This is a genomic window from Sphingobium sp. VMM (genome assembly GCF_056790315.1).
The window spans coordinates 73,972-98,276 of record NZ_JBXGSI010000006.1 but is presented as its reverse complement, the minus strand read 5'-3'; the positions used below and the strand labels follow the sequence as shown (position 1 = coordinate 98,276).

20 protein-coding genes are annotated in these 24,305 nt (G+C 65.5%); 10 read left to right on the top strand and 10 right to left on the bottom strand.

Annotated features, from left to right (window positions below; translation table 11 throughout):
• The first annotated feature begins 82 nt into the window (after positions 1–82).
• Both ACUCV3_RS09650 and ACUCV3_RS09645 read left to right on the top strand, forming a co-directional pair.
• A complete protein-coding gene (locus ACUCV3_RS09650; RefSeq protein ID WP_048937362.1) occupies positions 83–2,227 on the top strand; it encodes an alpha-glucuronidase family glycosyl hydrolase in 2,145 nt (714 codons plus the stop codon).
• Positions 2,228–2,301: 74 nt separating this feature from the next.
• Positions 2,302–3,375: a LacI family DNA-binding transcriptional regulator gene (locus ACUCV3_RS09645; protein ID WP_048937363.1), complete on the top strand. Its 1,074-nt coding sequence runs from the start codon at positions 2,302–2,304 to the stop codon at positions 3,373–3,375.
• A 221-nt stretch (positions 3,376–3,596) separates the two neighbouring features.
• Here the strand turns inward: ACUCV3_RS09645 and ACUCV3_RS09640 are convergent, their stop codons facing one another.
• Both ACUCV3_RS09640 and purB read right to left on the bottom strand, forming a co-directional pair.
• A complete protein-coding gene (locus ACUCV3_RS09640) occupies positions 3,597–3,920 on the bottom strand; it encodes a hypothetical protein (RefSeq protein WP_137405452.1) in 324 nt (107 codons plus the stop codon).
• A gap of 623 nt (positions 3,921–4,543) precedes the next feature.
• The gene (purB, locus tag ACUCV3_RS09635) at positions 4,544–5,860 is read right to left on the bottom strand and encodes an adenylosuccinate lyase (RefSeq protein ID WP_048937364.1); all 1,317 of its coding nucleotides are present in this window, start codon (positions 5,858–5,860) and stop codon (positions 4,544–4,546) included.
• 287 nt (positions 5,861–6,147) lie between these two features.
• On the opposite strand from purB, the gene ACUCV3_RS09630 reads away from it, so the two are divergent.
• Positions 6,148–6,561 (top strand): EF-hand domain-containing protein, encoded by a 414-nt coding sequence (locus ACUCV3_RS09630; protein WP_278377148.1) that lies wholly within the window; start codon positions 6,148–6,150, stop codon positions 6,559–6,561.
• A gap of 137 nt (positions 6,562–6,698) precedes the next feature.
• Here the strand turns inward: ACUCV3_RS09630 and ACUCV3_RS09625 are convergent, their stop codons facing one another.
• Positions 6,699–6,884, bottom strand: coding sequence for a hypothetical protein (locus tag ACUCV3_RS09625; RefSeq protein WP_004211421.1), 186 nt, complete (start codon positions 6,882–6,884; stop codon positions 6,699–6,701).
• Between the two features lie 223 nt (positions 6,885–7,107).
• Between ACUCV3_RS09625 and ACUCV3_RS09620 the strand changes: the two genes are divergently transcribed.
• From ACUCV3_RS09620 to pyrF, 7 genes are all read left to right on the top strand, one after another.
• Entirely contained in the window at positions 7,108–8,256 is a 1,149-nt protein-coding gene (locus ACUCV3_RS09620) for a fumarylacetoacetate hydrolase family protein (RefSeq protein WP_010337963.1), read from the top strand.
• Complete coding sequence (xylB, locus tag ACUCV3_RS09615) at positions 8,253–9,011, top strand: D-xylose 1-dehydrogenase (RefSeq protein ID WP_048937366.1); 759 nt, start codon at positions 8,253–8,255, stop codon at positions 9,009–9,011. Before ACUCV3_RS09620 ends, xylB begins: the two co-directional genes overlap by 4 nt.
• Before the next feature lies 1 nt (position 9,012).
• Positions 9,013–9,888, top strand: a complete 876-nt coding sequence (locus tag ACUCV3_RS09610; RefSeq protein WP_048937367.1) for an SMP-30/gluconolactonase/LRE family protein — start codon at positions 9,013–9,015, stop codon at positions 9,886–9,888.
• 29 nt (positions 9,889–9,917) lie between these two features.
• Positions 9,918–11,330 (top strand): sugar porter family MFS transporter, encoded by a 1,413-nt coding sequence (locus ACUCV3_RS09605; RefSeq protein ID WP_017501562.1) that lies wholly within the window; start codon positions 9,918–9,920, stop codon positions 11,328–11,330.
• Positions 11,327–12,184 carry an aldose 1-epimerase gene (locus tag ACUCV3_RS09600; RefSeq protein WP_337442143.1) on the top strand — a complete coding sequence of 286 codons (858 nt, stop codon included), beginning with the start codon at positions 11,327–11,329 and terminating at the stop codon, positions 12,182–12,184. The genes ACUCV3_RS09605 and ACUCV3_RS09600 overlap by 4 nt, the downstream gene beginning before the upstream one ends.
• Positions 12,185–12,252: 68 nt before the next feature.
• On the top strand, positions 12,253–12,591 hold the full coding sequence (locus tag ACUCV3_RS09595; RefSeq protein ID WP_048937369.1) for a lipopolysaccharide assembly protein LapA domain-containing protein: 339 nt from the start codon (positions 12,253–12,255) through the stop codon (positions 12,589–12,591).
• A complete protein-coding gene (gene pyrF / locus ACUCV3_RS09590; RefSeq protein ID WP_010337957.1) occupies positions 12,588–13,262 on the top strand; it encodes an orotidine-5'-phosphate decarboxylase in 675 nt (224 codons plus the stop codon). Before ACUCV3_RS09595 ends, pyrF begins: the two co-directional genes overlap by 4 nt.
• Positions 13,263–13,319: 57 nt before the next feature.
• On the opposite strand, the gene ACUCV3_RS09585 is transcribed toward pyrF, so the two are convergent.
• The 7 genes from ACUCV3_RS09585 to ACUCV3_RS09555 all read right to left on the bottom strand — a co-directional run bounded on the left by ACUCV3_RS09585 (position 13,320) and on the right by ACUCV3_RS09555 (position 24,200).
• A complete protein-coding gene (locus ACUCV3_RS09585; RefSeq protein ID WP_234415745.1) occupies positions 13,320–14,420 on the bottom strand; it encodes a glycoside hydrolase family 43 protein in 1,101 nt (366 codons plus the stop codon).
• Between the two features lie 206 nt (positions 14,421–14,626).
• Positions 14,627–15,055, bottom strand: coding sequence for an acyl-CoA thioesterase (locus tag ACUCV3_RS09580; protein WP_048937371.1), 429 nt, complete (start codon positions 15,053–15,055; stop codon positions 14,627–14,629).
• A 95-nt stretch (positions 15,056–15,150) separates the two neighbouring features.
• Complete coding sequence (locus ACUCV3_RS09575) at positions 15,151–15,804, bottom strand: outer membrane protein (RefSeq protein ID WP_004211411.1); 654 nt, start codon at positions 15,802–15,804, stop codon at positions 15,151–15,153.
• A gap of 177 nt (positions 15,805–15,981) precedes the next feature.
• Positions 15,982–17,376 carry an L-serine ammonia-lyase gene (locus ACUCV3_RS09570; RefSeq protein WP_048937372.1) on the bottom strand — a complete coding sequence of 465 codons (1,395 nt, stop codon included), beginning with the start codon at positions 17,374–17,376 and terminating at the stop codon, positions 15,982–15,984.
• A gap of 1 nt (position 17,377) precedes the next feature.
• A complete protein-coding gene (locus tag ACUCV3_RS09565) occupies positions 17,378–21,583 on the bottom strand; it encodes a translocation/assembly module TamB domain-containing protein (protein WP_482240587.1) in 4,206 nt (1,401 codons plus the stop codon).
• Entirely contained in the window at positions 21,583–23,601 is a 2,019-nt protein-coding gene (locus tag ACUCV3_RS09560) for an autotransporter assembly complex protein TamA (protein WP_048939095.1), read from the bottom strand. Before ACUCV3_RS09560 ends, ACUCV3_RS09565 begins: the two co-directional genes overlap by 1 nt.
• Positions 23,602–23,729: 128 nt before the next feature.
• Positions 23,730–24,200, bottom strand: coding sequence for a DUF1465 family protein (locus ACUCV3_RS09555; RefSeq protein WP_010337951.1), 471 nt, complete (start codon positions 24,198–24,200; stop codon positions 23,730–23,732).
• Between the last annotated feature and the right edge of the window lie 105 nt (positions 24,201–24,305).

The following is a 24,305-nucleotide window of genomic DNA, read 5'->3' as shown; positions in this document are numbered from 1 at the left end:
TCACAACCCAAGAGCTGCTTGTCAATGCCACCGTTGGCAATGCACCAAAAAATTGCCTGCGGGCCAAGGGGGAGAGGACCGAATGTTTGCGCGCCTGTTTTGCTGGATCATGGCCAGCGCCCTTTTGATCAGCGCGCCCCGTGCGCTGGCGGAAGACGGTTATGATCTGTGGTTGCGCAATGCGCCGGCCGATGCCGCCGCTGCCCAACAGATTGGGGCCAACGCGCGCAGCATTGTCGGCGGGGCCAGCCCTACCCTGATGATCGCCCGGCGGGAATTGCAGCGCGGCATTGCCGGGCTGACCGGCGCCACCGTGCCCCTGACAGCAACAGTGCAGCAAGGTGCGATCCTGCTGCAATCGGCCGCGCAGCAGGACAAGCCGTCCATATCGACCGACGGGCTGGGCGCAGATGGTTATGCGATTCGCACCATGACGGTCGCGGGCAAGCCGGTGACGGTGATTGCCGGCGCGACCGATGTCGGCGTGCTGCACGGCGCCTATGCCTGGCTGCGCCTTGCCCGCACCGGCGCAGCGCTCGACCGGATCGATATGCGCAGCGCGCCGCGCATCGGCCTGCGCCTGCTCAACCATTGGGACAATCTGGATGGCACGGTCGAGCGCGGCTATGCCGGCCAGTCGATCTGGGACTGGTGGCGCCTGCCCGATTATAAGGGGCCACGCTATACCGACTATGCCCGCGCCAATGCCTCGCTGGGCATCAACGGCACGGTGCTCAACAATGTGAACGCCAAGTCGGACAGCCTGACGGCGGCCTATATCGCCAAGGCGGCGGCGCTGGCCGACCTGTTCCGCCCCTATGGCATCAAGGTCTATCTGTCGGTCAAATGGACCGCGCCGATGGAACTGGATGGCCTCAAAAGCGCCGATCCGCTCGATCCGGCGGTTGCCGCCTGGTGGAAGGCCAAGGCCGACGAAATCTACAAGGCGATCCCCGATTTCGGCGGTTTCCTGGTGAAGGCGAACAGCGAGGGCCAGCCCGGCCCGCAGGATTACAAGCGCACCCATGCCGACGGCGCCAACATGCTGGCGGCTGCGGTCAAGCCGCATGGCGGCATCGTGATGTGGCGCGCCTTCGTCTATGCCCATGACAATCCCGACGATCGCGCCAAGCAGGCCTATAGCGACTTCAAGCCGCTCGACGGCCAGTTTGCCGACAATGTCATCGTCCAGGTGAAGAATGGCGCAATCGACTTCCAGCCGCGCGAACCCTTCCACCCGCTGTTCGGCGCGATGCCCAAGACGCCGCTGATGATGGAATTCCAGATCACCAAGGAATATCTGGGCCAGTCGACCCACCTTACCTATCTCGGCACGCTGTTCGAGGAGACACTGAAGAGCGATACGCTGGCCAGGGGCAAGGGATCGACCGTCGCCAAGGTGATCGACGGATCGCTGGAAGGCCACAAGCTGACCGGCATCGCCGGGGTCGCCAATATCGGCGTCGACCGCGACTGGAGCGGGTCGATCTTCAACCAGGCAGACTGGTATGCGTTCGGCCGCATGGCGTGGGATACGGACCTGACCGCCGAAGCTGTCGCGCGCGAATGGGCGGCGCAGACCTTCTCCCCCGATCCCAGGGTGGTTGCGCCGATCGTCGCGATGATGATGGGATCGCGCGAGGCGGCGGTCGACTATATGACGCCGCTGGGCCTAGCCCATATCATGGGCACTGGCCATCATTATGGCCCCGCCCCCTGGGTGTCCGAACTGGCGCGGCCCGAATGGAACCCGGTCTATTATCACAAGGCCGACAGGCAAGGCATCGGCTTTGACCGGACCAGGACGGGCAGCAATGCCACCGGCCAATATGCGCCGGCGCTGGCGAAGCTGCTGGATAATCCGAAGACCACGCCGGAGCGCGAACTGCTGTGGTTCCATCACCTGCCCTGGGACTATCGCCTGCAATCGGGCGAGACACTGTGGGACGGCCTCATCCATCATTATGACCGGGGCGTCGAAACGGTCGCGGCGATGCAGCGGGACTGGGCCAAGCTCAAGCCCCAGGTCGATGCCGAGCGTTTCGCGCAGGTCGAGACCTTCCTGGCGATCCAGCATCGCGAAGCGCAATGGTGGCGCGACGCCTGCATCGCCTATTTCCAGTCGGTGTCCGGCCGCCCCCTGCCCGCCGGCAGCGCGGCGCCCGCCCATCCGCTCGACTGGTACAAGGCGCTGAGCTTCCCCTATGCGCCGGGGCATCCGAAATGAGATTTTACTTAAGCTTGCGCAATGATCCCGCTAGCAGAGAGGTTTAGCCCCATGTCGAAGGCCCCGAAAAACTGATGGAAGCCAGAAGTTCCCGCCGCCAGCGCAACGCGCCCACCATCAACGATGTGGCGAAACATGCCGGCGTTTCGCCGATGACGGTGTCGCGGGTGATCAACGGTGAACAGGTGGTGCGGGCGGCGACCAAGGAGAAGGTGGAGGCGGCGATCGCCGCGCTCAACTACTCCCCCAGCGCCGCCGCGCGCAGCCTGGCGGGCGGCGACGAGACGCGGATCGGCCTGCTCTATTCCAACCCGTCGGCATCCTATCTGTCGGAATTTCTGGTCGGGAGCCTCGACCAGTCGAGCCGTGCCGGCATCGACCTGGTCGTCGAGAAATGGGACGAGCAGACCGCGATCAAGGCGGTGGTCGACCATCTGGTGCGCGGCCGGATCGACGGCGTCGTGCTGCCGCCGCCGCTGTGCGACCATGAAGCGATGATCGATGCCCTGCGCGAGGCGGGCATCCCCGCCGTCGTGGTGGCGACCGGCCATGCGCCGGCCAGCCTGGCCGCGGTCAGCATCGACGACCGGGGCGCGGCCTATGAAATGACCCGGCACCTGATTGGCCTTGGCCATAACCGCATCGGCTTCATCAAGGGGCATCCGAACCTGAGCGCCAGCGAGGAACGGTATCAGGGCTATATCCGCGCGCTGGGCGAAGCCGGCATCGCGCTGGACGATGCGCTGGTGGAACAGGGCTTCTTCACCTACCGATCCGGCCTGGACGCGGCCGAGCATATATTGGCGCGGGACAATCCGCCGACCGCCATCTTCGCCAGCAATGACGACATGGCCGCCGCGACGGTGGCGATCGCCCATCGCAACGGGCTGGACGTGCCGGGCGACCTCACCGTCTGCGGCTTCGACGATACCTCGCTCGCCACCACCATCTGGCCGGAACTGACCACCATCCGCCAGCCGATCAGCGCCATGTCGCGGGCGGCGGTCGACCTGCTGGTCCGCCACATCAAGGGCCGCCGCACCCAGAGCGAGGATGGCCCGCCGCACATGCTGCTGGACTATGAACTGGTCCGCCGCCAGTCCGACGCGGCGCCGCGATTGCGCCCCAAGCACAAGGGCCGAAAATAGGATCAGCAGCGCTTAACTTCGCATATTTCCTGCACATTGCGACATTTTCATGCGCGCGTTGGAAATCTTCTTGCGAGGATGGATGGTGCGCGGACGATGGGAAAGAGCCTGGGCCCGGTGTAGCAGGGTTGGCTGGGTGTAGGACAGGTTTGGGTGGGAAGCGGAATGGCGGGTTTCGAGCGTTGAGGGGCAATTTTTGCCATCGCCCCCCTTCAACTTCCTCATGATAGGACTTCTTTGACGGTTCCCCATCCTACCAATGTCGCGCCCTCTTGAATGCGCCACTTTCGGCCGGGATAAATTTCCGCTTGATGCTGAGGTCCAATAAACAACTCGATTAGAAACTCAGCACTCTCGCCCGGTCTTAATTCCTTTCCATTTGGCACATCAATCGAACCCCTTGCCATTTCGAGGTCCAACGGCTCAAAGAAATTATGGTTCGGACGGTAACTTCCGCTGATCGCATGCCTTCGCCCTCCTTCTATCGTCGATAAAAGTCGGATGCTTGCGCGGATAATTACGCTTTCATTCATGGCTTTACTCATCGTTCCGCCGGTTGCCAGACAATGCTCGGCAAGATGTCCGCTTTTGGACGCCCGATACAGAAACGTAAAAGGCAATTTTTGGTCGTGTCGCGCCGGGCAGCTTTTCCGGCCATAAGCGGACAGGTCGCTGCGGGGAGCGCTTTGTAGCGATCGGCTCTGTGGACAGCAATCGAGGGTGGGTTGCGGCCATCCCACCTACGTCATGCTGAACTTGTTTCAGCATCCATCAAGCCTAACAAGCCATTGGTCTATTGGGAGGAATGGCCCCTGAAACAAGTTCAGGGTGACGATGATGGGATGGGCCGCTTCTGATCGCTTCCAGACCATCCTACCCTGAAAGGGTAGGAATTTACCGTCGCTCTTGGTCGTTTCTTGCCAGTGACAGCAGGTGTCATCCTGACGAAAGTCAGGATCCATTCTGCGCTACGACGGATGGGGAGCGTTGAATGGATCCCGGATCAACTCCGGGATGACGACGATGGTGAGGGCACCGCTTGGTCGTCAGCGGTCAAAACCCGTTATCGTCATGACTTCGCCATGCTCGCAAGGACGCAAAAGGGCGCCGGACCGGGTGGTCGGGCGCCCTTTTCTTTACTGTCGCGCGGCGCTGGCCGTGCGCGGTGTCAGGCTTCGCCGAAGACGCGGGCGAAGATGGTGTCGACCTGGCGGAAATGATAGTCGAGGTTGAACTTGTCCTCGATTTCCTGCGCGCTCAATGCCTTGGCGACATCTTCGTCGGCCTTGAGCAGTTCGAGCAGCGAGAGCTGGCCGTCGGATTCCCAGACCTTCATCGCGTTGCGCTGGACGTAGCGATAGCTGTCTTCGCGGCTGACGCCGGCCTGGGTCAGGGCCAGCAGCACGCGCTGCGAGTGGACGAGGCCGCCCATCTTGTCGAGATTCTTCATCATCCGCTCGGGGTAGACGAGCAGCTTATCGATCACGCCGGTCAGGCGGCCGAGCGCGAAGTCGAGGGTGATGGTGGCGTCGGGGCCGATATAGCGCTCGACCGAGGAGTGCGAGATGTCGCGCTCATGCCAGAGCGCCACATTTTCCATGGCGGGCAGCGCATAGCTGCGCACCATGCGGGCGAGGCCGGTGAGGTTTTCGGTGAGGACCGGGTTGCGCTTGTGCGGCATGGCCGACGAGCCCTTCTGGCCGGGCGAGAAATATTCCTCTGCTTCCAGCACTTCGGTGCGCTGCAGGTGGCGGACCTCGACGGCGAGGCGTTCGATCGAGGAGGCGATGACGCCGAGCGTCGCGAAGAACATGGCGTGGCGATCGCGCGGGATCACCTGGGTCGAGACCGGCTCGATCGCGAGGCCGAGCTTTTGCGCCACATGTTCCTCGACGCGCGGATCGATATTGGCGAAGGTGCCGACCGCGCCCGAAATGGCGCAGGTGGCGACTTCCTCGCGCGCCGCGACCAGGCGGGTCTTGCAGCGCGAAAATTCGGCATAGGCTTCGGCCATCTTGAGGCCGAAGGTGACCGGTTCGGCATGGATGCCGTGGCTGCGGCCGATGGTCGGGGTCAGCTTATGCTCGAAGGCGCGGCGCTTGATGACGTCGAGCAGCTTGTCGAGATCCTCGATCAGCAGGTCGGCGGCGCGGGTCAGCTGCACGGCCAGGCAGGTGTCGAGCACGTCGGAGCTGGTCATGCCCTGGTGCATGAAGCGGGCTTCGTCGCCCACCTGTTCGGCGACCCAGGTCAGGAAGGCGATGACGTCATGCTTGGTGACGGCTTCGATCGCGTCGATCGCGGGCACGTCGATCGCGGGGTTGGTGGCCCACCAGTCCCACAGCGCCTTGGCGGCCGACGGCGGGACGACGCCCAGTTCGCCCAGCTTCTCGGTCGCGTGCGCCTCGATCTCGAACCAGATCTTGAAGCGGGCTTCCGGCTCCCAGAGGGCGGTCATTGCGGGACGGGAATAGCGGGGGACCATGGGCGAATCCTGCGGCTGGAGGGTGGATATTGCCGCGCCGCCTAGCAGCCTGCGCCCTTTGGGGCAATTGAGGAGGCTCCCCTGCCCCGCGCGCGCCTCATCCGGCCGCAATTATCCAAGCAAAGACAGTCGAACCGAAGCATTTCATAAGTCCAAATGCGTAGATGAACCGATATTCAGGAATTTTTCCTAGTCTTCATGTATTATGTCATGGCAATTAAGGCATGAAGCCAAAGCAGGCGCCCAGTGCAGGCCCTGCGCGTTTCAATGATATAAAGGATGTCGCCATGATCCGCACCTTGCTTCTGACGAGCGCCATGCTGGTCGCAGCGCCCGCTTTGGCGCAGCAGGCTGCGCCGGCCGATCCGACAGCACAGGCCGCGCAACCGGCCGCGCCCGCGAGCCCGGCAGAACCGCAGGCCGCGCAGCCGGCAAACCCGGCCAATTCGGTCGCCGCGATCGTCGAGTCGGAATTCCCGGCCTATGACACGAACAAGGACGGACAGCTGGACCAGGGCGAGTTTTCGCGCTGGATGGTGGCCCTCAAGGATCAGGAGATGAAGGCCACCGGCAAGACGCTGCCGCCGGCCGAAGTCACTGCCTGGGCCAGCGGCGCCTTCACCACTGCCGATGCCGACAAGAGCATATCGGTCAGCAAGCCCGAACTGATCAGCTATCTGAGCGGCAGCGCGGGCGCATAAATATTCCCTTCCCGTCACGAAGGCAGGGAAAATACAGAACCCCAAGCGGGTCGCACCGGGGCGGCATGTCACAGAACATGCCGCCTCCTTTTTTTGATCGCGGATGGTCGCGGGGCCGGAAACAGACCCCGACCGGTTCAGCGACGCTTCTTGGTATAGAGCAGGGCAGCGACGATCGCGGCCGAACCGATGCCCACGGCAGTGCCCATCCACACGGCCTTTCCGGCAGACTTGCGCGCCGCATCGGCAAGATCGGGGGCATTATCCTCTGGCTGGAGGGCTTCTGCGCCGGCGTCCGGCACGCTCTCTTGGTTCTTCTTCATAGTCCCCCTTCTATGCCGCAGCCCGGCGGGACTGAAAAGGGCTGACGTAGCGGCAAGGCCGGAAATTCGCCGTGCCACGCGCACGCCATGACGCCTGACCCGCGGCCAGCAAAGCCCCGACGCCCCGACGCTGCGAGCGATTTTCACCAGAGGGTCTTGACTTGCACCGCCCTTCCATGTTGGTAGCGCTATCAATCAACAACCAGGTGCATAGGAGAAGATGATGCCGGGGGATACCGCCTTGCTTGACTGTCTGCCGCATGACTGGCGGACCGGGCTTTTCCTGGGCCGCATCCAGACGAACGCGGGCCCGAGCCCGATCCTGGTGTCGCAGGGCATCGTGTACGACATGAGCGCGATCGCGCCGACCAGCGCCCAGCTGGTCGAGAAGCTGCCCTTCGTCGCCGCCACCGATGGCGAGAAGATCGGCGATCTGGACGCGATCGAGGCGGCCCTGCTGAGCCCGGTCGACCTGCAATGCGTCAAGGCCTGTGGCGTAACCTTTGCCCTGTCGGCGCTGGAGCGCGTGATCGAGGAACGGGCGCGCGGCGATGCCGGCGCTGCCGCCGAAATCCGTGGCCGCCTGGAAGAGCGGGTGGGCGGATCGATCCGCGCCGTGGTGCCGGGCACCGAGGAAGCCGCTGCGCTCAAGGCCGCGCTGATCGAGGACGGCCTGTGGTCGCAATATCTGGAGGTCGCGATCGGCCCGGATGCGGAAGTCTTCACCAAGGCACCGGTGCTGGCGACGGTCGGCCCGATGGCGGAAATCGGCATCCGGTCCGATTCCACCTGGAACAATCCCGAACCCGAGGTCGTGCTGCTGGTCAATGCCGATGGCCAGGCCGTGGGTGCGACGCTGGGCAATGACGTCAACCTGCGCGATTTCGAGGGCCGTTCCGCCCTGCTGCTGGGCAAGGCGAAGGACAATAATGCGTCCTGCTCGCTCGGCCCGCTCGTCCGCCTGTTCGACGGCGACTTCACCATCGACGATGTGCGCAATGCCGAAGTCGGCCTGACCATCGAGGGGCCGGAAGGCTATATGCTCGAAGGCACGAGCCGGATGGACCAGATCAGCCGCGATCCGCTGGAACTGGTGCGCCAGACCCTGTCCGAACATCAATATCCTGATGGCTTCGCCCTTTTCCTGGGCACGTTGTTCGCGCCGGTGCAGGACCGTGATGAGGAAGGTCGCGGCTTTACCCACAAGGTCGGTGACATCGTTGCCATCTCCACCCCGCGCCTGGGCAAGCTGATCAATCCGGTGGTGACGTCGAAGGACGCCGCACCCTGGACCTTTGGCCTGACCGCGCTGATGACCAATCTTGCCGGGCGCGGTCTGCTCTCGGCCGTCGACCAGAAAGAAACTGCATGAGCCGCGCCATCTACCCGAGCCTGAAGGGCAAGCGGGTCTTCATCAGCGGCGGCGGCAGCGGCATCGGCGAAGGGCTGGTCGAAGCCTATGCGATGCAGGGCGCGCATGTCGCCTTCTGCGACATCGCCATCCCCGAGAGCGAGGCGCTGGCCGCACGGCTGAGCGGCTGCGCCTTCACCCCGATCTTCCACGCCTGCGACCTGCGCGACATCGACGCGCTGCAGGCGATGATGGCGCGGGTCGAGGCGGAACTGGGCGGGATCGACATATTGATCAACAACGCCGCCAATGACGATCGCCACACGATCGAGGATGTGACCCAGGCCTATTGGGACGAGCGGATGGCGGTCAATCTGCGCCACCAGTTCTTCGCGGCGCAGGCGGCGATCCCGGCGATGAAGCGCGCGGGCGGCGGCGTGATCCTGAACTTCGGTTCGATCAGCTGGCACCTCGCCCTGCCCGACCTCATCCTCTACCAGACCGCCAAGGCGGCGATCGAGGGGCTGACGCGCAGCCTGGCCCGCGACCTTGGCCGCGACAATATCCGCGTCAACACGATCATTCCGGGCAATGTGAAGACGCTGCGCCAGGAAAAATGGTACACGCCCGAAGGCGAGGCCGAGATCGTCGCGGCCCAGTGCCTGGACGGCCGCATCCTGCCGGTCGACGTCGCCGCGCTGGCCATGTTCCTGTCGTCGGACGATGCGCGCTATTGCACCGGCCATGACTATTTCATCGACGCCGGCTGGCGCTGATATGAGCGACGCCGCACCGCGCAGCGTCCTGTCGGTCGGGGCGATACTGGGCGAAGGGCCGATCTGGGTCGAACGCGAGGCGGCCTTGTGGTTCGTCGATATCAAGGGCCATGCGATCCACCGCTTCGACCCGGCGCTGGACGTGTCCAAGAGCTGGACCACGCCGGGCCAGGTCGGCTGGATCGTGCCGACCGACGACGGGCTGTTCGCGGTCGGCCTGCAATCGGGCGTGCATCGCTTCGATCCGAAGAGCGGCGCCTTCACCCTGCTCCACGCGCCCGAGGCGCATCGGCCGGGCAACCGGCTGAACGACGCCACGGTGGCACCCGGCGGGGCCCTGTGGTTCGGGTCGATGGACGATGCGGAGGAAGAGGAAAGCGGCCGTTTCTATCGGCTGCATCGCGGCGACCTGGTCGAGAGCGGGCTGGCCGCCGTGTCGATCACCAACGGCCCTGCCCTCTCGCCCGACGGGCGCATCCTCTATCATACCGACACGCTGGGTCGCGCCATCTGGCAATGCCCGGTCGATGCCGATGGCGTCGCCGGCGCCGCCACCCTGTTCACCCGGATCGAGGATGGCGCGGGCTATCCCGATGGCCCCACGGTCGATGCCGAAGGCTGTCTGTGGACCGGGCTGTTCGGCGGATGGGCGGTGCGCCGCTATGATCCGGCCGGGCGGCTGATGCGGGAAATCCGCTTCCCCGTCGCCAACATCACCAAGATCGCCTTTGGCGGCCCGGAGCTGATGACGACCTATGCCACGACGGCGCGCAAGGGACTGGATGTGACAGCGTTGACAGAACAGCCCCTGGCAGGCGATCTGTTCGCCTTCGACGCCGGCGTCGCGGGGCTGCCGGGCCATGTCGCCACGATATAGAAGAAATAGAGAGCTGGAAGGACAAGCAGATGAGTGAGGGGAGCGCCGGGAAGGTCAATATGGCCTTCATCGCAGCGATCGTGGCCGTCGCCACGATCGGCGGTTTCATGTTCGGTTATGATTCGGGCGTCATCAACGGCACCCAGAAGGGGCTGGAAGCCGCCTTCGACCTGGGCAAGCTGGGCATCGGCGTCAATGTCGGCGCGATCCTGGTCGGGTCGTCGATCGGCGCGTTCGGCGCAGGCCGCATGGCCGACATCATCGGCCGTCGCGGCGTGATGATGCTGGCGGCGATCCTGTTCCTGGTGAGCGCGCTGCTGGCCGGTGCCGCCGGTTCCTCCGCCATCTTCATCATCGCCCGCATCATCGGCGGCCTGGGCGTGGGCGCGGCGAGCGTCATCTCGCCGGTCTATATCTCCGAAGTCACCCCCGCATCGATCCGCGGCCGGCTGTCGAGCGTGCAGCAGGTGATGATCATTTCCGGCCTCACTGGCGCGTTCGTCGCCAATTTCGTGCTGGCCCGCTATGCCGGCGGTTCGACCGCGCCCTTGTGGCTCGACTTCCCGGCCTGGCGCTGGATGTTCTGGCTGCAGGCGATCCCGGCCGCCATCTATTTCCTGGCGCTGCTGGTGATCCCGGAAAGCCCCCGCTATCTGGTCGCGCGCGGCCAGGACGAACGCGCCCGCGCGGTCCTGACCAAGCTGTTCGGTGCCGAGGAAGCCAATCGCAAGGTTACCGAGATCCGCGCCAGCCTGGCCGCCGATCATCACCGCCCCAAGCTCAGTGACCTGATCGACAAGGCCAGCGGCAAGGTGCGCCCGATCGTGTGGGCCGGCATTGGCCTGGCCGTGTTCCAGCAGCTGGTCGGCATCAACGTCGTCTTCTATTATGGCGCCACCCTGTGGGAAGCCGTCGGCTTTTCCGAGGATAATGCGCTGCAGATCAACATCCTGTCGGGCGTGCTGTCGATCGGCGCGTGCCTGGGCACGATCATGCTGGTCGACAAGATCGGCCGCAAGCCGCTGCTGCTGATCGGCTCCGCCGGCATGGCGGTGACGCTGGCGATCGTCGCCTATGCCTTCTCCACCGCCGTCACCGGCGCGGATGGCGGCGTGGTGCTGCCGGGCCATAATGGCCTGATGGCGCTGATCGCGGCGAACCTCTATGTGATCTTCTTCAACCTGAGCTGGGGTCCGATCATGTGGGTGATGCTGGGCGAGATGTTCCCGAACCAGATCCGTGGTTCGGGCCTGGCCGTCGCCGGCTTTGCCCAGTGGATCGCCAATGCGGCGATCTCGGTCAGCTTCCCCTCGCTCGCCGTGTCGCCGGGCCTGGTCGTGACCTATACCGGCTATGCCCTGTTTGCCGCCATTTCCTTCTTCTTCGTGCGCGCTATGGTCCATGAGACCAAGGGCCGCGAGCTTGAGGACATGGTCGGCTGAGCAAGATCGTCACCCTGAAGGCGGGCGCGCTCAGTTGCGCGCTCGCCCCTGACATTGGCGGGTCGATCCTGTCCTTCGATCGCGACGGCGTGGCCCTGCTGCGCCGCGCGCCGCAGGACAGCCATGATCCGCTGGACATGGCCAGCTTCCCGCTGGTGCCCTATGCCAACCGCATCGCCCATGGGCGCTATAGCGTGGACGGGCAAAGCTATCAGTTGCCGCTCAATTTCGGCGACCATCCCCACAGCATCCATGGTTTTGGCTGGCAGCGGCCGTGGCATGTGCTGGAACAGTCGGGCCATAACGTCAGGCTGGAACAGACGCATGACGGCGATGCGGGCTGGCCCTGGGCCTGGCGCGCACAGCAGCATGTGCGGCTGGGCGAGGATGCGCTGGATGTCACGCTGCTGGTGCAGAATCTGGGCGACAGCGCGATGCCCTGCGGCCTTGGCTTCCATCCCTATTTCGCGCTGGACGGCGACACGATGCTGCGCTTCCACGCCGACACGCTCTGGCTCTCCTCCCCCGACATGCTGCCCGAACGGGAAGTGTCGGCCGATGCGCTGGGCGACTGGTCGCAGGGCGCGCGCGTGACCGGCGACAGCCTGATCGACAATGTCCATGGCGGCTGGGACCATGTGGCGCTGGTCGATCGCGGCGACGGCATCCGCCTGACCTTGACGGCGCAGGGTGCGGACTGGCTGCATGTCTTCCGCCCGCCCGCCGGTGACTTCTTCTGCCTGGAGCCGGTCAGCCATATGCCGGACGCGATCAACCGGCCCGTGGGCATGGCGATGCTGGCGCCAGGCGCCACGCAAAGCCTGTCGATGATGGTCGCCATCCGCGAAATCTGAACAGGCGCTTTCGCCCTTCGCCAAAATCGCCTAGGCTGACCGCCCTATCAGCAGCGAGAGGATCGCCGATGCAATTTCTGCGGACTGCCTTCTGGGTCGTCATCGCCGTCGCCCTCGCCTTCTTCTGCATGGCGAACTATGTCCCCGTGACCGTGCGCCTGTGGGGCGACATGGTGATGGAAACCAAATTGCCGGTGCTTCTGATCGGCGCATTCCTGCTGGGCGCCATGCCCTTCTGGATCATGGCCCGCGCGACGCGCTGGCGCATGAAGCGCCGCCTGGAGAGCACCGAGCGTGCGCTGGTCGCCGCAACCGCTTCCGCCGCGCCGGCCACGCCTGTGACGGTGACAACCCCGATCTTGCCCGACGCCACGCCGTCGCCCCTTACCCCTACAGGACAAGCATGAGCAGCCCGATCTATGTCGCCATCGACACGCCCGACCTTGCCAAGGCCCAGCATCTGGCCGGGCAGGTCCGCAACCATGTCGGCGGGCTGAAGCTGGGGCTGGAGTTCTTCTGCGCCAATGGCCATCATGGCGTGCATGAGATGATGAAGTTCGGCCTGCCGATCTTCCTCGACCTCAAGCTGCACGACATTCCCAATACGGTGGCCAAGGCGGTGCAGGCGCTGCACGGGCTGGAGCCGGCGGTGCTGACGGTCCATGCGGCCGGCGGCCGGGCGATGCTGGAGGATGCGAAGGCGGCGGCCGGCACCAAGACCAAGGTGGTGGCGGTGACGGTGCTCACCAGCCTCGACAATGGCGACCTTAACGACATCGGCGTCAATGGCGCGGCCGAGGAACAGGTGACGCGCCTCGCCGAACTGGCGCGGGACGCCGGCCTCGATGGCATCGTCTGTTCCGGCGAGGAGGTCGCACTGGTCAAGAAGATCTGGCCCGACGGCTATTTCGTCGTGCCCGGCGTGCGTCCGGCGGGCGGCGCCATGGGCGACCAGAAGCGCGCCGTGACCCCGCGCGAGGCGCTGGACCGGGGCGCGTCGATGCTGGTGATCGGTCGCCCGATCAGCCAGGCCGAAGATCCCGACCAGGCGGCGCGCGCGATCGAAGCGACGCTGTAAGGATGGCGGATCGCACCGGCGGCGCTGAGCCGATCCGGTGCGATCCTCCCCTGCCCCCTATTTCTGGAAATAGGTTTTCAGCCGCTCCGCTTCTGCCGGGGTGATCGGGATGACGGCGCCGTGCTTGGGCTGGGTGAAGTTGGTCGCCTTCATCGGCGATCCCGGCGCGTTGAAATGGCCGATGTCGCGGAAATGGACGAAATCCTCCGTCTCCGAAAAGCCCATATTGTTGACCGGCTTGGCGCCGAACACATCATACATCAGCACATAGGTGTCGGTGCCGTGGCGCCGCCACAAATTGGGCGCTTCGGTGCCGACCGTTTCCGGGTCGATCTTGGCGGGATCGAAGACATAGCCGCCATCCATGCGCGATGAGGTCGCCTGACGCAGATGGCCAGGCTTGTCATGCGCGACATAGAAGAGGCGGTAGCGATCGCCGACCCTGGTGATATCGCCATCGATCGTGCCGATGCCGGCCTTGGGATAGGTGAACAGGTCGCGCGGTTCGCTGGTCAGCGTGGTGAAGGCGTCATCCGCATAGGCATAGACCATATGGTCGGTCTCCTTGCCGTTGCGGGTGCTGAAATAGACCATGATCTTGCACTTGTCGGGATCATAGATCATTTCCGGCGCCCAGGCGGTGCCGGCATTGGCGGTCGACTTGAACAATTGATCGATGGTCACGGACGCCAGCGTCCAATGGGTGAGATCATAGGATTTCATGAAGATCATCGAGCGGTTATTGCCCCAGCCATAGCTGTCGGTCGGCCGCTGCCAGTCGGTATCGCGCAGCCCTTCGCGCCTGGCGAAAATATGCAGGTCGGTCATGGCGAGGTAGAAGGCATTGTCCGGGCCGCGCATGATATAGGGATCGCGGATGCCCTTCTGTTCGGCGACATCGCGGCCATTGAGGACCGGCGCACCGTCATTGACGTCGGTGAAGCTGTAGCCGTCCGCCGAGGTCGCGAAATGCAGCGAGTGGGTCTCGTCCTTGAAATAGACGAGGAGGTAGGACGTCCGGGCGCTGGCTTCGTCCTTCGCTTCCGGCTTGCCCTTGGCGATGCTTTTGACGATGTCGAGCTGGCGCGGCGGCGTGGCGGGGGCCGCGATCGCCATGGTGGCGCTGCCCAGCAGCAGGCCAAACCCCAGATATGTCATTCCCGACTGCCACCGCATCAACGCCCTCTCCCTCATCCATCGGGCGAGCGCATGATGATCGACAGACGCGCTTCGCCGACAGGGCCGCAGCGGACGGCGCTCTTCGCCGCCCCGTCACCGGCCCTTTATTTGTCGGACTAATGCAAACATCCGCGCATGGGTCAAGCGGGTTCCCGCGCTGCAACCCTGCCATTCATGGGTTGGGATCAGTCGGCGCTGGTGCCGCTGTCGTCGGGCGCGAAGAAATGCTGCATCACTTCGCGGGCAATGCGGGCCGGGCGCAGGGTGGAGGCATCGACGCAGCACCAGCTCGACTTGACCTCGGCCAGCACTTCTTCGCCACGGCGGATCACGGTTTCGTAGAAGGCACGGGCGCCCTGCACCTTTTCGAGGAGGACGGTGGCGATCACTTCATCATCCAGGAAGGTTGGCTTGCGATAGGTGATCTCATGCTTGAGCGCGACCCAGAGATGCTGGGCCACCGCCTCGGCCGGGGCGAGCGCGCGCCAATGGTCGAGCACGGCATCCTGCACCCACTTGAGGTAGCTGGCATTGTTGACATGACCCATGAAGTCGATGTCGTCGGGCTGGATGCCAACCGGGTACAGATGGGGAATCGCGTTACTCACAACCATGTAAGTAACATCCCCGCAGGGCGGCTGATAGAGGCTATGGGCGGATGCTGCAAAAAAGGGGGCCGATCGGTGACCGGCCCCCTTTCCGTATCGTTTTAGAAGCGCCAGCCAACCGAGGCGACGACCTGATGGCGATCGGTGTCGACATCGAATTCGCTGCTGGTCGAGCCGTCCATGAAGTCGATATGGGCGCTGTCATATTTGGAGTAGCGATATTCGATCTTGGCGAAGGTGTTGGCGTTGAGCGCGCGCTCCACGCCGCCGCCGACGCGCCAGCCGTCCAGCTTGAACGAGGTGTCGGTGACCTGGTTGGTGTCACCGGCCAGCACGCCCAGCTTGGTGTTGGTGTAGCCACCCTTCACATAGATGAGGGTCGAAGGATCGGCGAGGATACCGGCGCGGGCGCCGATATAGAGATCGCGGCCCTGCTTGACGCGGCCATAGCCGAACTGGTCGGTGAAGTCGTTGCGGCTGCTCTTGGCGGTCGAGTCGGTGAACTCGCCCTCGACGCCGACGACGGCGCCGCCGACATTCACGTCATAGCCCGCGCCGACACCATAGAGCAGGCCGTCGATCTTCTGATCGTCGCTGCCATTGTCATTGTCGATCGAGCTGCCGGCCCCGGTATGGTCATAGCCCAGGATCGCTTCGACACGCGGGCCGGTGAAGGTCGGGGTGGCATCCTGTGCGAGCGCCGGCGCGGCGACTGCACCACCGGCCAGCAAAGTGGCGACCATCAACTTACGCATAAACATCACTCCGTTGTCTTTCTCTTCCCCTTGGGGGTGAGACGCTCAAGCCGGAGCGGTCATATTTGTTTCATGAACCTCAGATAAACAGCTGATAATGTGGCATTAATGCCACGAAAGCCGCTCAGTTCGGCGCGTTCCCGTGGGCCGGGAGCGACGAAATGAGGCCGCCTTCCTTCAGCATTCCACGACATTGACGGCCAGACCGCCAAGCGATGTCTCCTTGTAACGGCTGGCCATATCCTCGCCGGTCTGGCGCATCGTCTCGATCACCGCGTCGAGGCTGACGATATGGCGGCCATCGCCCTGGAGGGCGAGATAGGCGGCGTTGATCGCCTTCACCGCGCCCATGGTGTTGCGTTCGATGCAGGGGATCTGGACGAGGCCACCGATCGGATCGCAGGTGAGGCCCAGATTATGTTCCATGCCGATCTCGGCGGCATTTTCGACCTGGCTGTTGGTGCCGCCCAGCACGGCGGCGAGACCCGCCGCCGCCATCGAGCAGGCAACGCCGACTTCGCCCTGACAGCCCATTTCGGCGGCCGAGATGGAGGCGCGCTTCTTGTAGAGGAAGCCCATGGCGGCGGTGGTGAGAAGGAAGCGGCGCTCCCCTTCCCGATCGGCGCCGGGGACGAAGCGGCGATAATAATGAAGCACCGCCGGGATCACACCGGCCGCGCCGTTGGTGGGTGCGGTGACGACCCGGCCGCCGGCGGCATTTTCCTCATTCACCGCCAGCGCGAACAGGCTGACCCATTCGAAGATCTGGGCGGGGCCGACGCTGGCGCCCTGCAACCGCAGCTTGTTATGGATCGCCTTGGCCCGGCGGCGCACCTTGAGCCCGCCGGGCAGCAGGCCCTCTTCTTTCAGGCCGCGATCGATCGAGGCGGACATGGCGTCGATCACGCTGTCGAGGAAGGCCTCGGTCTCTCCCTGGGCGCGCCAGGCGCCCTCGTTGCGGAGAACCAGCGTGGCGATGCTGAGGCCGGTCGCCTCCCCCTGCGCCAGCAGTTCGGCGCCGGACGAGAAGGGAAAGGGCTGAACCACATTATGGCCGAGCGGAATATCCGGGTCGGCGGGAATGGCGCCAGGCAGCACCGCGCCGCCGCCGATCGAATAATAGTCGCGCACCAGCTGTTCGTCCCGGCCCGGCAGCCAGGCGGTGAAGCGCATGCCGTTGCTGTGTGCCTCCAGAAATTCGCCCATGCGGAAGACAAGGTCGCGCGCTTCCTCGAACGGCACCCAGTCGAGATGGGCGCTGCCGGCGCGGATGCGGCCATCGTCACGGATCGCCTGAAGGATGGCGGGGATGGCATCGGGATCGACATTTTCGGGGCTGTGGCCCGACAGGCCCAGCAGGATCGCGCTGTCGGTGGCATGGCCCCGGCCGGTCAGCGCCAGCGACCCGTAAAGTTCGCACTGCACGCGCACCGGACAGGTCGGCAGCGTATCCATGAACATCAGCGCGGCGCGCATCGGCCCGACCGTGTGCGAGCTGGACGGGCCGATGCCGATGGTGAACAGATCCATCACGCTGATCGCGGCGGCGCTGTCGATGCGCGATTTGGTCACGTCAATAATCCTTGGAAATACGCAGGTTGGCGCTCTGGCGGCCGAGGGTGGAAATGGCGCCTAGCAGGGACAGCCAGCGTGTCACCTGATATTCCATCCGGGTGGCGCTATAGCCCTGCCCGTCGCTGATCAGTTCGACATAGGTCTTGCGGGTCAGATATTTGCCGGCGGCAAGCGAAGTGCCCTGCCCCTGGGTCGGATCGGCCGCGATGATGCGCAGACGATCCAGGCCCGCCGCCTTGCGCACCGCATTGATCGGATCAAGCCCGCCCTCGCCCTGAAGCGAGCCGACCGCCGAGGCAAGCTGGAGCGCTTCGGGCGCGGACAGGTTGGTGATCGAGGTGCCGAACAGGATGCGCGAGAGCAGTTCGTCCTGTGGCAGCGAGGGCACGGAGTTGAAGCTGATGTCGGGCTTGAGGCCGGTTCCGCCGACATGGATGGTGGCAGTGAGGTCGCTGACGTCCGCCTCCGCATCGATGTCGAGCGTCGGGTTGACCGGGGTCTTGCCGTCGAACTGGATGCGCCCCTCGCGCAGTTCGAAGCGGCGGCCGGCAAATTCATAATTGCCACGCACCAGTTCGGCCCGACCGGCGATCGCCGGATTGGTGACGGTGCCGCCGATATTGAGATCGGCGCGCCATTCGCTGTCGAGCCCCAGGCCGGTCACGGTCAGGCGATTGCGCGCCCGCGCCTTGACCGCCATGGTCCAGGGGACGGTCGCGCGGGGACGTTCAATCTCCTCGCCGCGCCGGTTGATCTCGACCACCTTGAGTTCGGGGATTTGGGCGACGGCGGCGGCGCGCCCCATGGTGAAGCGGCTCTTGTTGAGGGTGACGTCGCCGCCAATCTCCCCGCCCTTGCCGTCGGAGCGGATGGTGAGCGGGCCGGTGACGGTGGCGGCGATATCGTCGCGTTCCAGCAGCGCGGCATTGTCCGCCTGGAAGGCGAGGTCCATGCCGACGCCGCCAATGCCGTTGAAGGTGAAATTGCCGGTGCCGGTCACGCTGCCGCCATTCTGGGCATTGGCGGTGAAGCTGGAGAAGACCAGTTGCGCCCCGGCGAAACGGGCGCGCGCCTTGACGTTGCGCAGGCGCATGCCAGTGACCGGGCTGTTGAGCGCAGCATTGTCGGTCGCGAGCGAGCCGGTGATGACCGGGTCGGCGAGTGTCCCATGGGCGTCGGCGGTGACGCTGACCGGGCCGGCAATATCGACGATCTCGACGCCGGTCAGGCGCCAGAGCGTGTCGGCGGTGCCGTTGAAGCGGAGTTGCGCGATCAGCGGCGCACCGTTGAGCCGTTCGACCAGGCTGCCGGTCGAGATGAGCGGGGTGAGCAGCGCCTGGCCACGGCCAATGGTCTGGCCATCGGCGACGAAGACCATGCGGGTGGCGAGCCGGTCGAGGGTCAGCACGGCGTTGACGCCGACATCGACCGGGCGGGAGCTGAGGGACAGGCCCGAGCGGGACAGGCCACGGATGCGCAGTTCCGCCTTGCCGGTCGGCAGGCCGCCGCGCGGACGGCTGTAGCTCAAGGTGCCGGTGGCCATGCCGCCCAGCCCCAGATTGTCATAGGCGATGTCGAGCAGAGCGAGCGGCATCTTCTGCGCGCGCGCCTCGATCCGGGTGGTTTCGCCGCCCAGTTCGCCCGCCAGTTGCAGCGTGCCGCCGGCATAGCTGATGGTCGCGGGCGACAGGCGCCAGCCATCCTCGGCACGGGTGAAGAGCGCCGCGCGGGTCAGGCGGATCGGCCGCTTGTCGATCGTGCCGCTGGCCGACAGGCGGACCCGGTCGAGATCGACCTGGGCCTCGCCCTTGAGGTCGAACAGGCGGCCGCGCTGGCCCGAGAGATTGCCCGAGACCTTGCCGCGCCCGTCGACCAGCGCGGCGGTGGCATCGAGCCGACCGAGCAGCATGCCGCCGACGCGCAGGCCGCGTGCCTGGGCGGTGGCGTTGATCGAGGTGCCGTCAGGATCGAGCAGGATGGTGGCGTCGAGCGAGCCGCGCCGCACGGCGATGGTCGAGGGGCCGTCGAAGCTGGCATCATTGGCGTCGAGATCGAGCTTCAACTGCTGGATGCCGCCGACCGGCTGGAAGCCGATCGTGCCGCTGACCGGGCCGGCGACCAGCAACTGGCCGTCGAGCCCGCCAGTGACGGGGCGGATGTCGCCGCTGGCGGTGACGCCCGAGACCGCGATGCGCGCGACACGGACCACCGCCTGGCCGCCGGGCGGCAGCAAGATGCGGCCTTCTCCGGTGAACGGGCCGAGTGTCGATCCGCCATTGGCGGTGAAGCTGTAATTGCCATCGACGCCGGGCAGAAATTCGCCGCGCACGTCGCGCAGGCCGAGCGCATCCATCGGCCGCGCCAGCTGGACATGGACGATCGGCCGGTCGATCTTGCCATCGAGCACGACATCGACCGGGCCATATTGCTTGTGGCTGCCATCGCCTTCGAGATGGACGGTGCCGTCGCGGTGGCGCACGCCCTTGGCATTGAGGCTGATGAGCGGCGCGTCGAGCTTCATGTTGGAGAAGCCGATCTCGCCGCTCGGCAGCAGCGCCAGCGCGCTGCGGACCGTGGGCAGGCCGCCGCCCAGCCCCTTGAGAAAGGCGTTGTCGAGCCGGCGGACCTTGGCCACGGCATTGCCCGACAGGCCGAAGGCGCCATTGGCGCCGGGGGCCGCACGCAGTTTCGACTCCAGATCGACGATGCCGAGGCCACGGATGAAGAGACCGCTGATCCGGCCGTCGATGCCGACATCATAGCGGCCGCTCTTGAGGTCGGCGATGACCAGCAGCTTGCCGTTCAGGCGGTCCGACCGGAAAGGCATGGGGTTGCTGACGATCTGCTGCCCCTTGAGCTGCAGCACGCCGTCGAGCGCGAAATTGCGGACGATGCCGGCGACCAGATCGCCCTGCCCGTCAAGGCTGCGGGCGCGCAACCGGACCGGCAGCAGCACCGGCCCGCTTTTCGCCTGACGCCCCTTGCCGTCGATGCGGACATCGTTGATCTGGGTCTTGCCGAAGGCAAGCTGGCGCGCGGTGAGCAGATATTCATAGCCGAAGCCGGCGAACGGACCGTCGAGCCGGACCTTCGCCACCACGTCGCGGCCGCGCATATCCTTGAGCAGCGCTTCAGGCCGGGCGAGGTTCATGTCGACGCGCAGATTGTCGAAGGCGTTGTTGCGCAGGTCGATGGCGCCGTCGGCGACCATGTCGATCGCCGCCGAGCGCAGCGTGAGCCTGCCATCGACCACCCGGTCGGCGAGCGTGCCCTGGGCGCCGATGGTGAGGCGCGGCGAAGCGAGGCGCGGCAGCAGGCCCTTGCCGGGAATGGCGCTGCCCTCGATCGTGCCCTGGATGGTGTAGGCGCCGCTGCGCGCGCCGAGTTTCAGGTCGGCGACGGGGTTGCCGGCCAGGGTGGCGGCGAGGCGCCCGTCCCATCGGGTCCAGCGCCCCTTGCCGCTGATGCGCAGATTCCCGTCCTGATTGAGGCCAGCCATCGCCGCCAGCACGCCGCCCTTGGGCGCGTTGACGGTGACCGCCAGGTTGAACCGGTCATCGTCGGGCCGGCTGTCGAGCGTGAGGTTCAGCGCATCCTCCGCGCCGATGACGCGGGCCGACAGGTCGATGATCGCGCGACCGCCACGAATGTCGGCATCACCCGACAGGGTCGCCAGTTCGACCTTGCCAGTGACGGCGGGCGCGACGGTCAGCCGATCGACCGAGAATTGCATCAGACGGATGTCGAAGCCCGGCAGGATAGGCCCCTGCCGCTCGCTGGGATTGAGTTTGGGCAGTTTGTGCAGGGTCGCCTGCGGGATCACCAGCCGGTCGATGTCGAGCCGGTTGGAGAGCCAGGCGAAGGGCCACCAGTCCAGCTCCACCCGTGGCGCGTCGAAGAAGCCGTCCTTGGGATCGGAGAGGACGAGACCGCGCAGCACCGCCTTGCGATAGATGCTGCCCTCGATCCGGTCGACATGGATGCGCAGGCCCGAGGGCGGGCTGACGGCGGCGATGCGCGAGACGAGGAAGCGATGGCCGGGCGCGCTGTCGAGCCAGGCCAGCGTCGCCACCACCACCAGTAGCGCGAGCGCCAGTGCGCCCGCCAGCCAGCGCTGCCAGCGCCCGTCCCAGGCGCGGCGGCGCGGCGCGGCCGGCGGCGGCGGCGGCACGGGCGGCTGGCTGTCGGGCGGCGGCGTGGCCATCAGAAGGCCTGCCCCAGCGAGACATAGACGGCGACCTTGGCATCGCCCGGCTGCGGATTGATCGGCGTGCCGACATCGACGCGGATCGGGCCGAAGCTGCTATAATAGCGCACGCCAAGCCCGGTGCCGACGCGCAGGTCACGGAAGCGCGGCAGGAAGGTGGTCGAGATATTGCCCGCGTCGAGGAAGGGCACGACGCCGAAATTGCCGAAGCGGATGCGCGCCTCGGCGGAAAATTCGATCAGGCTCTTGCCGCCGACCGGATCATCATCCGGGCCGTAGCGCGGGCCGATCGCCTGATAGCCATAGCCGCGCACCGACGCGCCGCCGCCGGCATAGAAGCGCCGCGAGGGCGCGATGCGATCGACGGTGGAGCCGAGGATGGTGCCGAGCCGGGTCCGCCCGGCGAGCACGACACGATCATTGATCGGCTGATAGGCGCTGGCGTCGACCTGCGCCTTGGCATAGCCGAAGGTCGACCCCTGAAAGGAGAGTTCGGGGCTGAGGCGGCCGCCGAGGCGGAAGCCCTTGCTGGGGTTGAGCAGGTCGTCGCTGCCATCATAGGTCAGGCTGAGCGGCACCGCGCCGATGAAGAAGGTACGGCGGCTGCCGCTGGAAAAGGCGTCCGCTTCGTCCGAGGCGATGAGTTCGGCGCCGACGCGCCAGACCCAATGTTTCTGGAACAGGATGTTGGTCTGCCGCTCCAGCCCGCCCGACAGGGTGATGGTGCGCGCGTCATAAGCGTCGCGGCGGATATTACTGTAGGAGACGAGACCGGTCAGCACATGGTCGCGCTCGCGGAAATTATTGCGGCGATAGGTCGCCTGCGCCGTCTGTTCCTGGGTGCCGAGAACGCCGCGCAGGGTGAGCGATCCTTCGGGCGGGAAGAGATTGCGATGCTGCCAACTGACCTCCGCGCGATAACCTTCACCCGTGCCATAGCCCAGCTCGCCCGCAATGGTGCGCATCGGCGCCGGGCGCAGATCGACATCCAGGTCGACATGTTCGCCATCGCCCGCATCCTTCGGCGTCAGGGTAACGGACGAGACGAGGCCGGTGGTGACGATGGCCCGGCGCAAATCCTCCACATCGGTGGCGCGGTAGGTTTCGCCCGGCTCGAACCGAGCCATGCGCTGGAGATGGCGGGCGCTGAACACATCATCATTGTCGAGCAAAATCTGGCCGAAGCTGCGATAGCCGCCGGGCGTGACGATGATGTCGAGATCGCCGTTGCGCGCTTCATGGTCGATCCGCACTTCGGGTTCGTCCACCCTGGCAAAGGGATAGCCATTTTCGCCCAGCGCCGTCGCCAGCGCGGTCTGGCCCGCAAGGATGCGGTCGGCGTTGATCGGATCGCCCGACTTCATCGTGAAGGCGCCGCGCAGCGTCTCCTCCCGCGGGCCGGTCTCGGCAAGGCCGGCAATCTCCACCGTGTCGAGGAGATAGAGAGGGCCCGGCGTGACATCGAAGATGACGGACAGCTTGTCGCTGCCGGCGGGCGGCGGCGCGACGCTGCCGCGCACCCGCGCGGCATAATAGCCGTCGGCGCGCAATAACCGGTCGAGCAGGTCGCTGTCTTCCTTCACCCGGCGGTTGATCTGGGCAAGGTTGGCGGCCTTCCCCTCCCCCTGGTGCAATATCGACAGGCTGTCGAAGCGTGGCGCGATCTGATTGTCGCCGATCGCCTCGATACCGCGCAGGGTGACGCCATATTTGCGCTCCTCCCCCGCGTCGGTGAAGGTGACGACCTCCTCGGCCGGGCCGGTATCGGCGGCGTCCGCGGCCTGCTGCGCTGGCTGATCGGAGGTATCGGGTTCGCTGGCTGCAACCGGATCCTCCGGCAACGGGGCGACCGTATCGGGCTGGCCCATGTCGGGCCAGTCGATGCCGATGTCGGGCATGGCATCGAGCGATGCGGCCGGATCGACCGGCGGACTGGCGGGATCGGCAGCGGGATCAGGCGCAGGCTGGGCCGCCTGCGCGAACGCAGTGCCGGCGGTGCAAAGCGCCAGGGACAAGAGACATAGCCCTGCGGCGCGCGGATCAACGGGAAAGCGGCGCCCTGTCCGCAAGCCATGGGTCATGCGACCGGTCTAGACCAAGTCGGGGCGATTATGCCAGCCAAGAGATGGCGATGGCGCAATGGTCAGAAGGCGGTGTTGAGCCGATCCATGAGTGCGCGGGCCGGACTGTCGGCCAGCGGCGCGTCCGGCGACAGCATCCGCTCCTCCAGCCGAGCGACCCGGCCATAAAGCTCCTGGCTCGCCTCGATCAGCGAACGGGCGGCGAAGGGGAAGTCGCCGGCGATGCCCGGATCGGTGGCGGTGGCGCGGCCGAGCCGATATTTCTCATCGGCCACATCCGCATCGCCAATCTCGCCGCGCTGCCAGGCGCGCTGGCTGAGCAGCCAGGCGATGATGTGCATCAGCCGGGTCGTCACCTTGAGCGATTCACAGGCGAAGGAGACGCGACGCAGCGGATCGTCGGCGGCAAACTGTCCAGCCTCATCCGCGTCGAAATAGGAGCGCGCCTCATCCGCCATCACCATAGCCTCCATATAGAGGCCATCGACAAGGCGGCGATGAAGACCGGGATCAAGGGCGGCTGCGTTGCGCATAGGCCTAGCTGACATATCGCGGTGCGATTGTCAGGGCCGTGAATGGCGCCGGAAGCCCGCCTGTCCCATTTGGGATCGCTTTACGCCGCAGTCCCGCAATTTTGC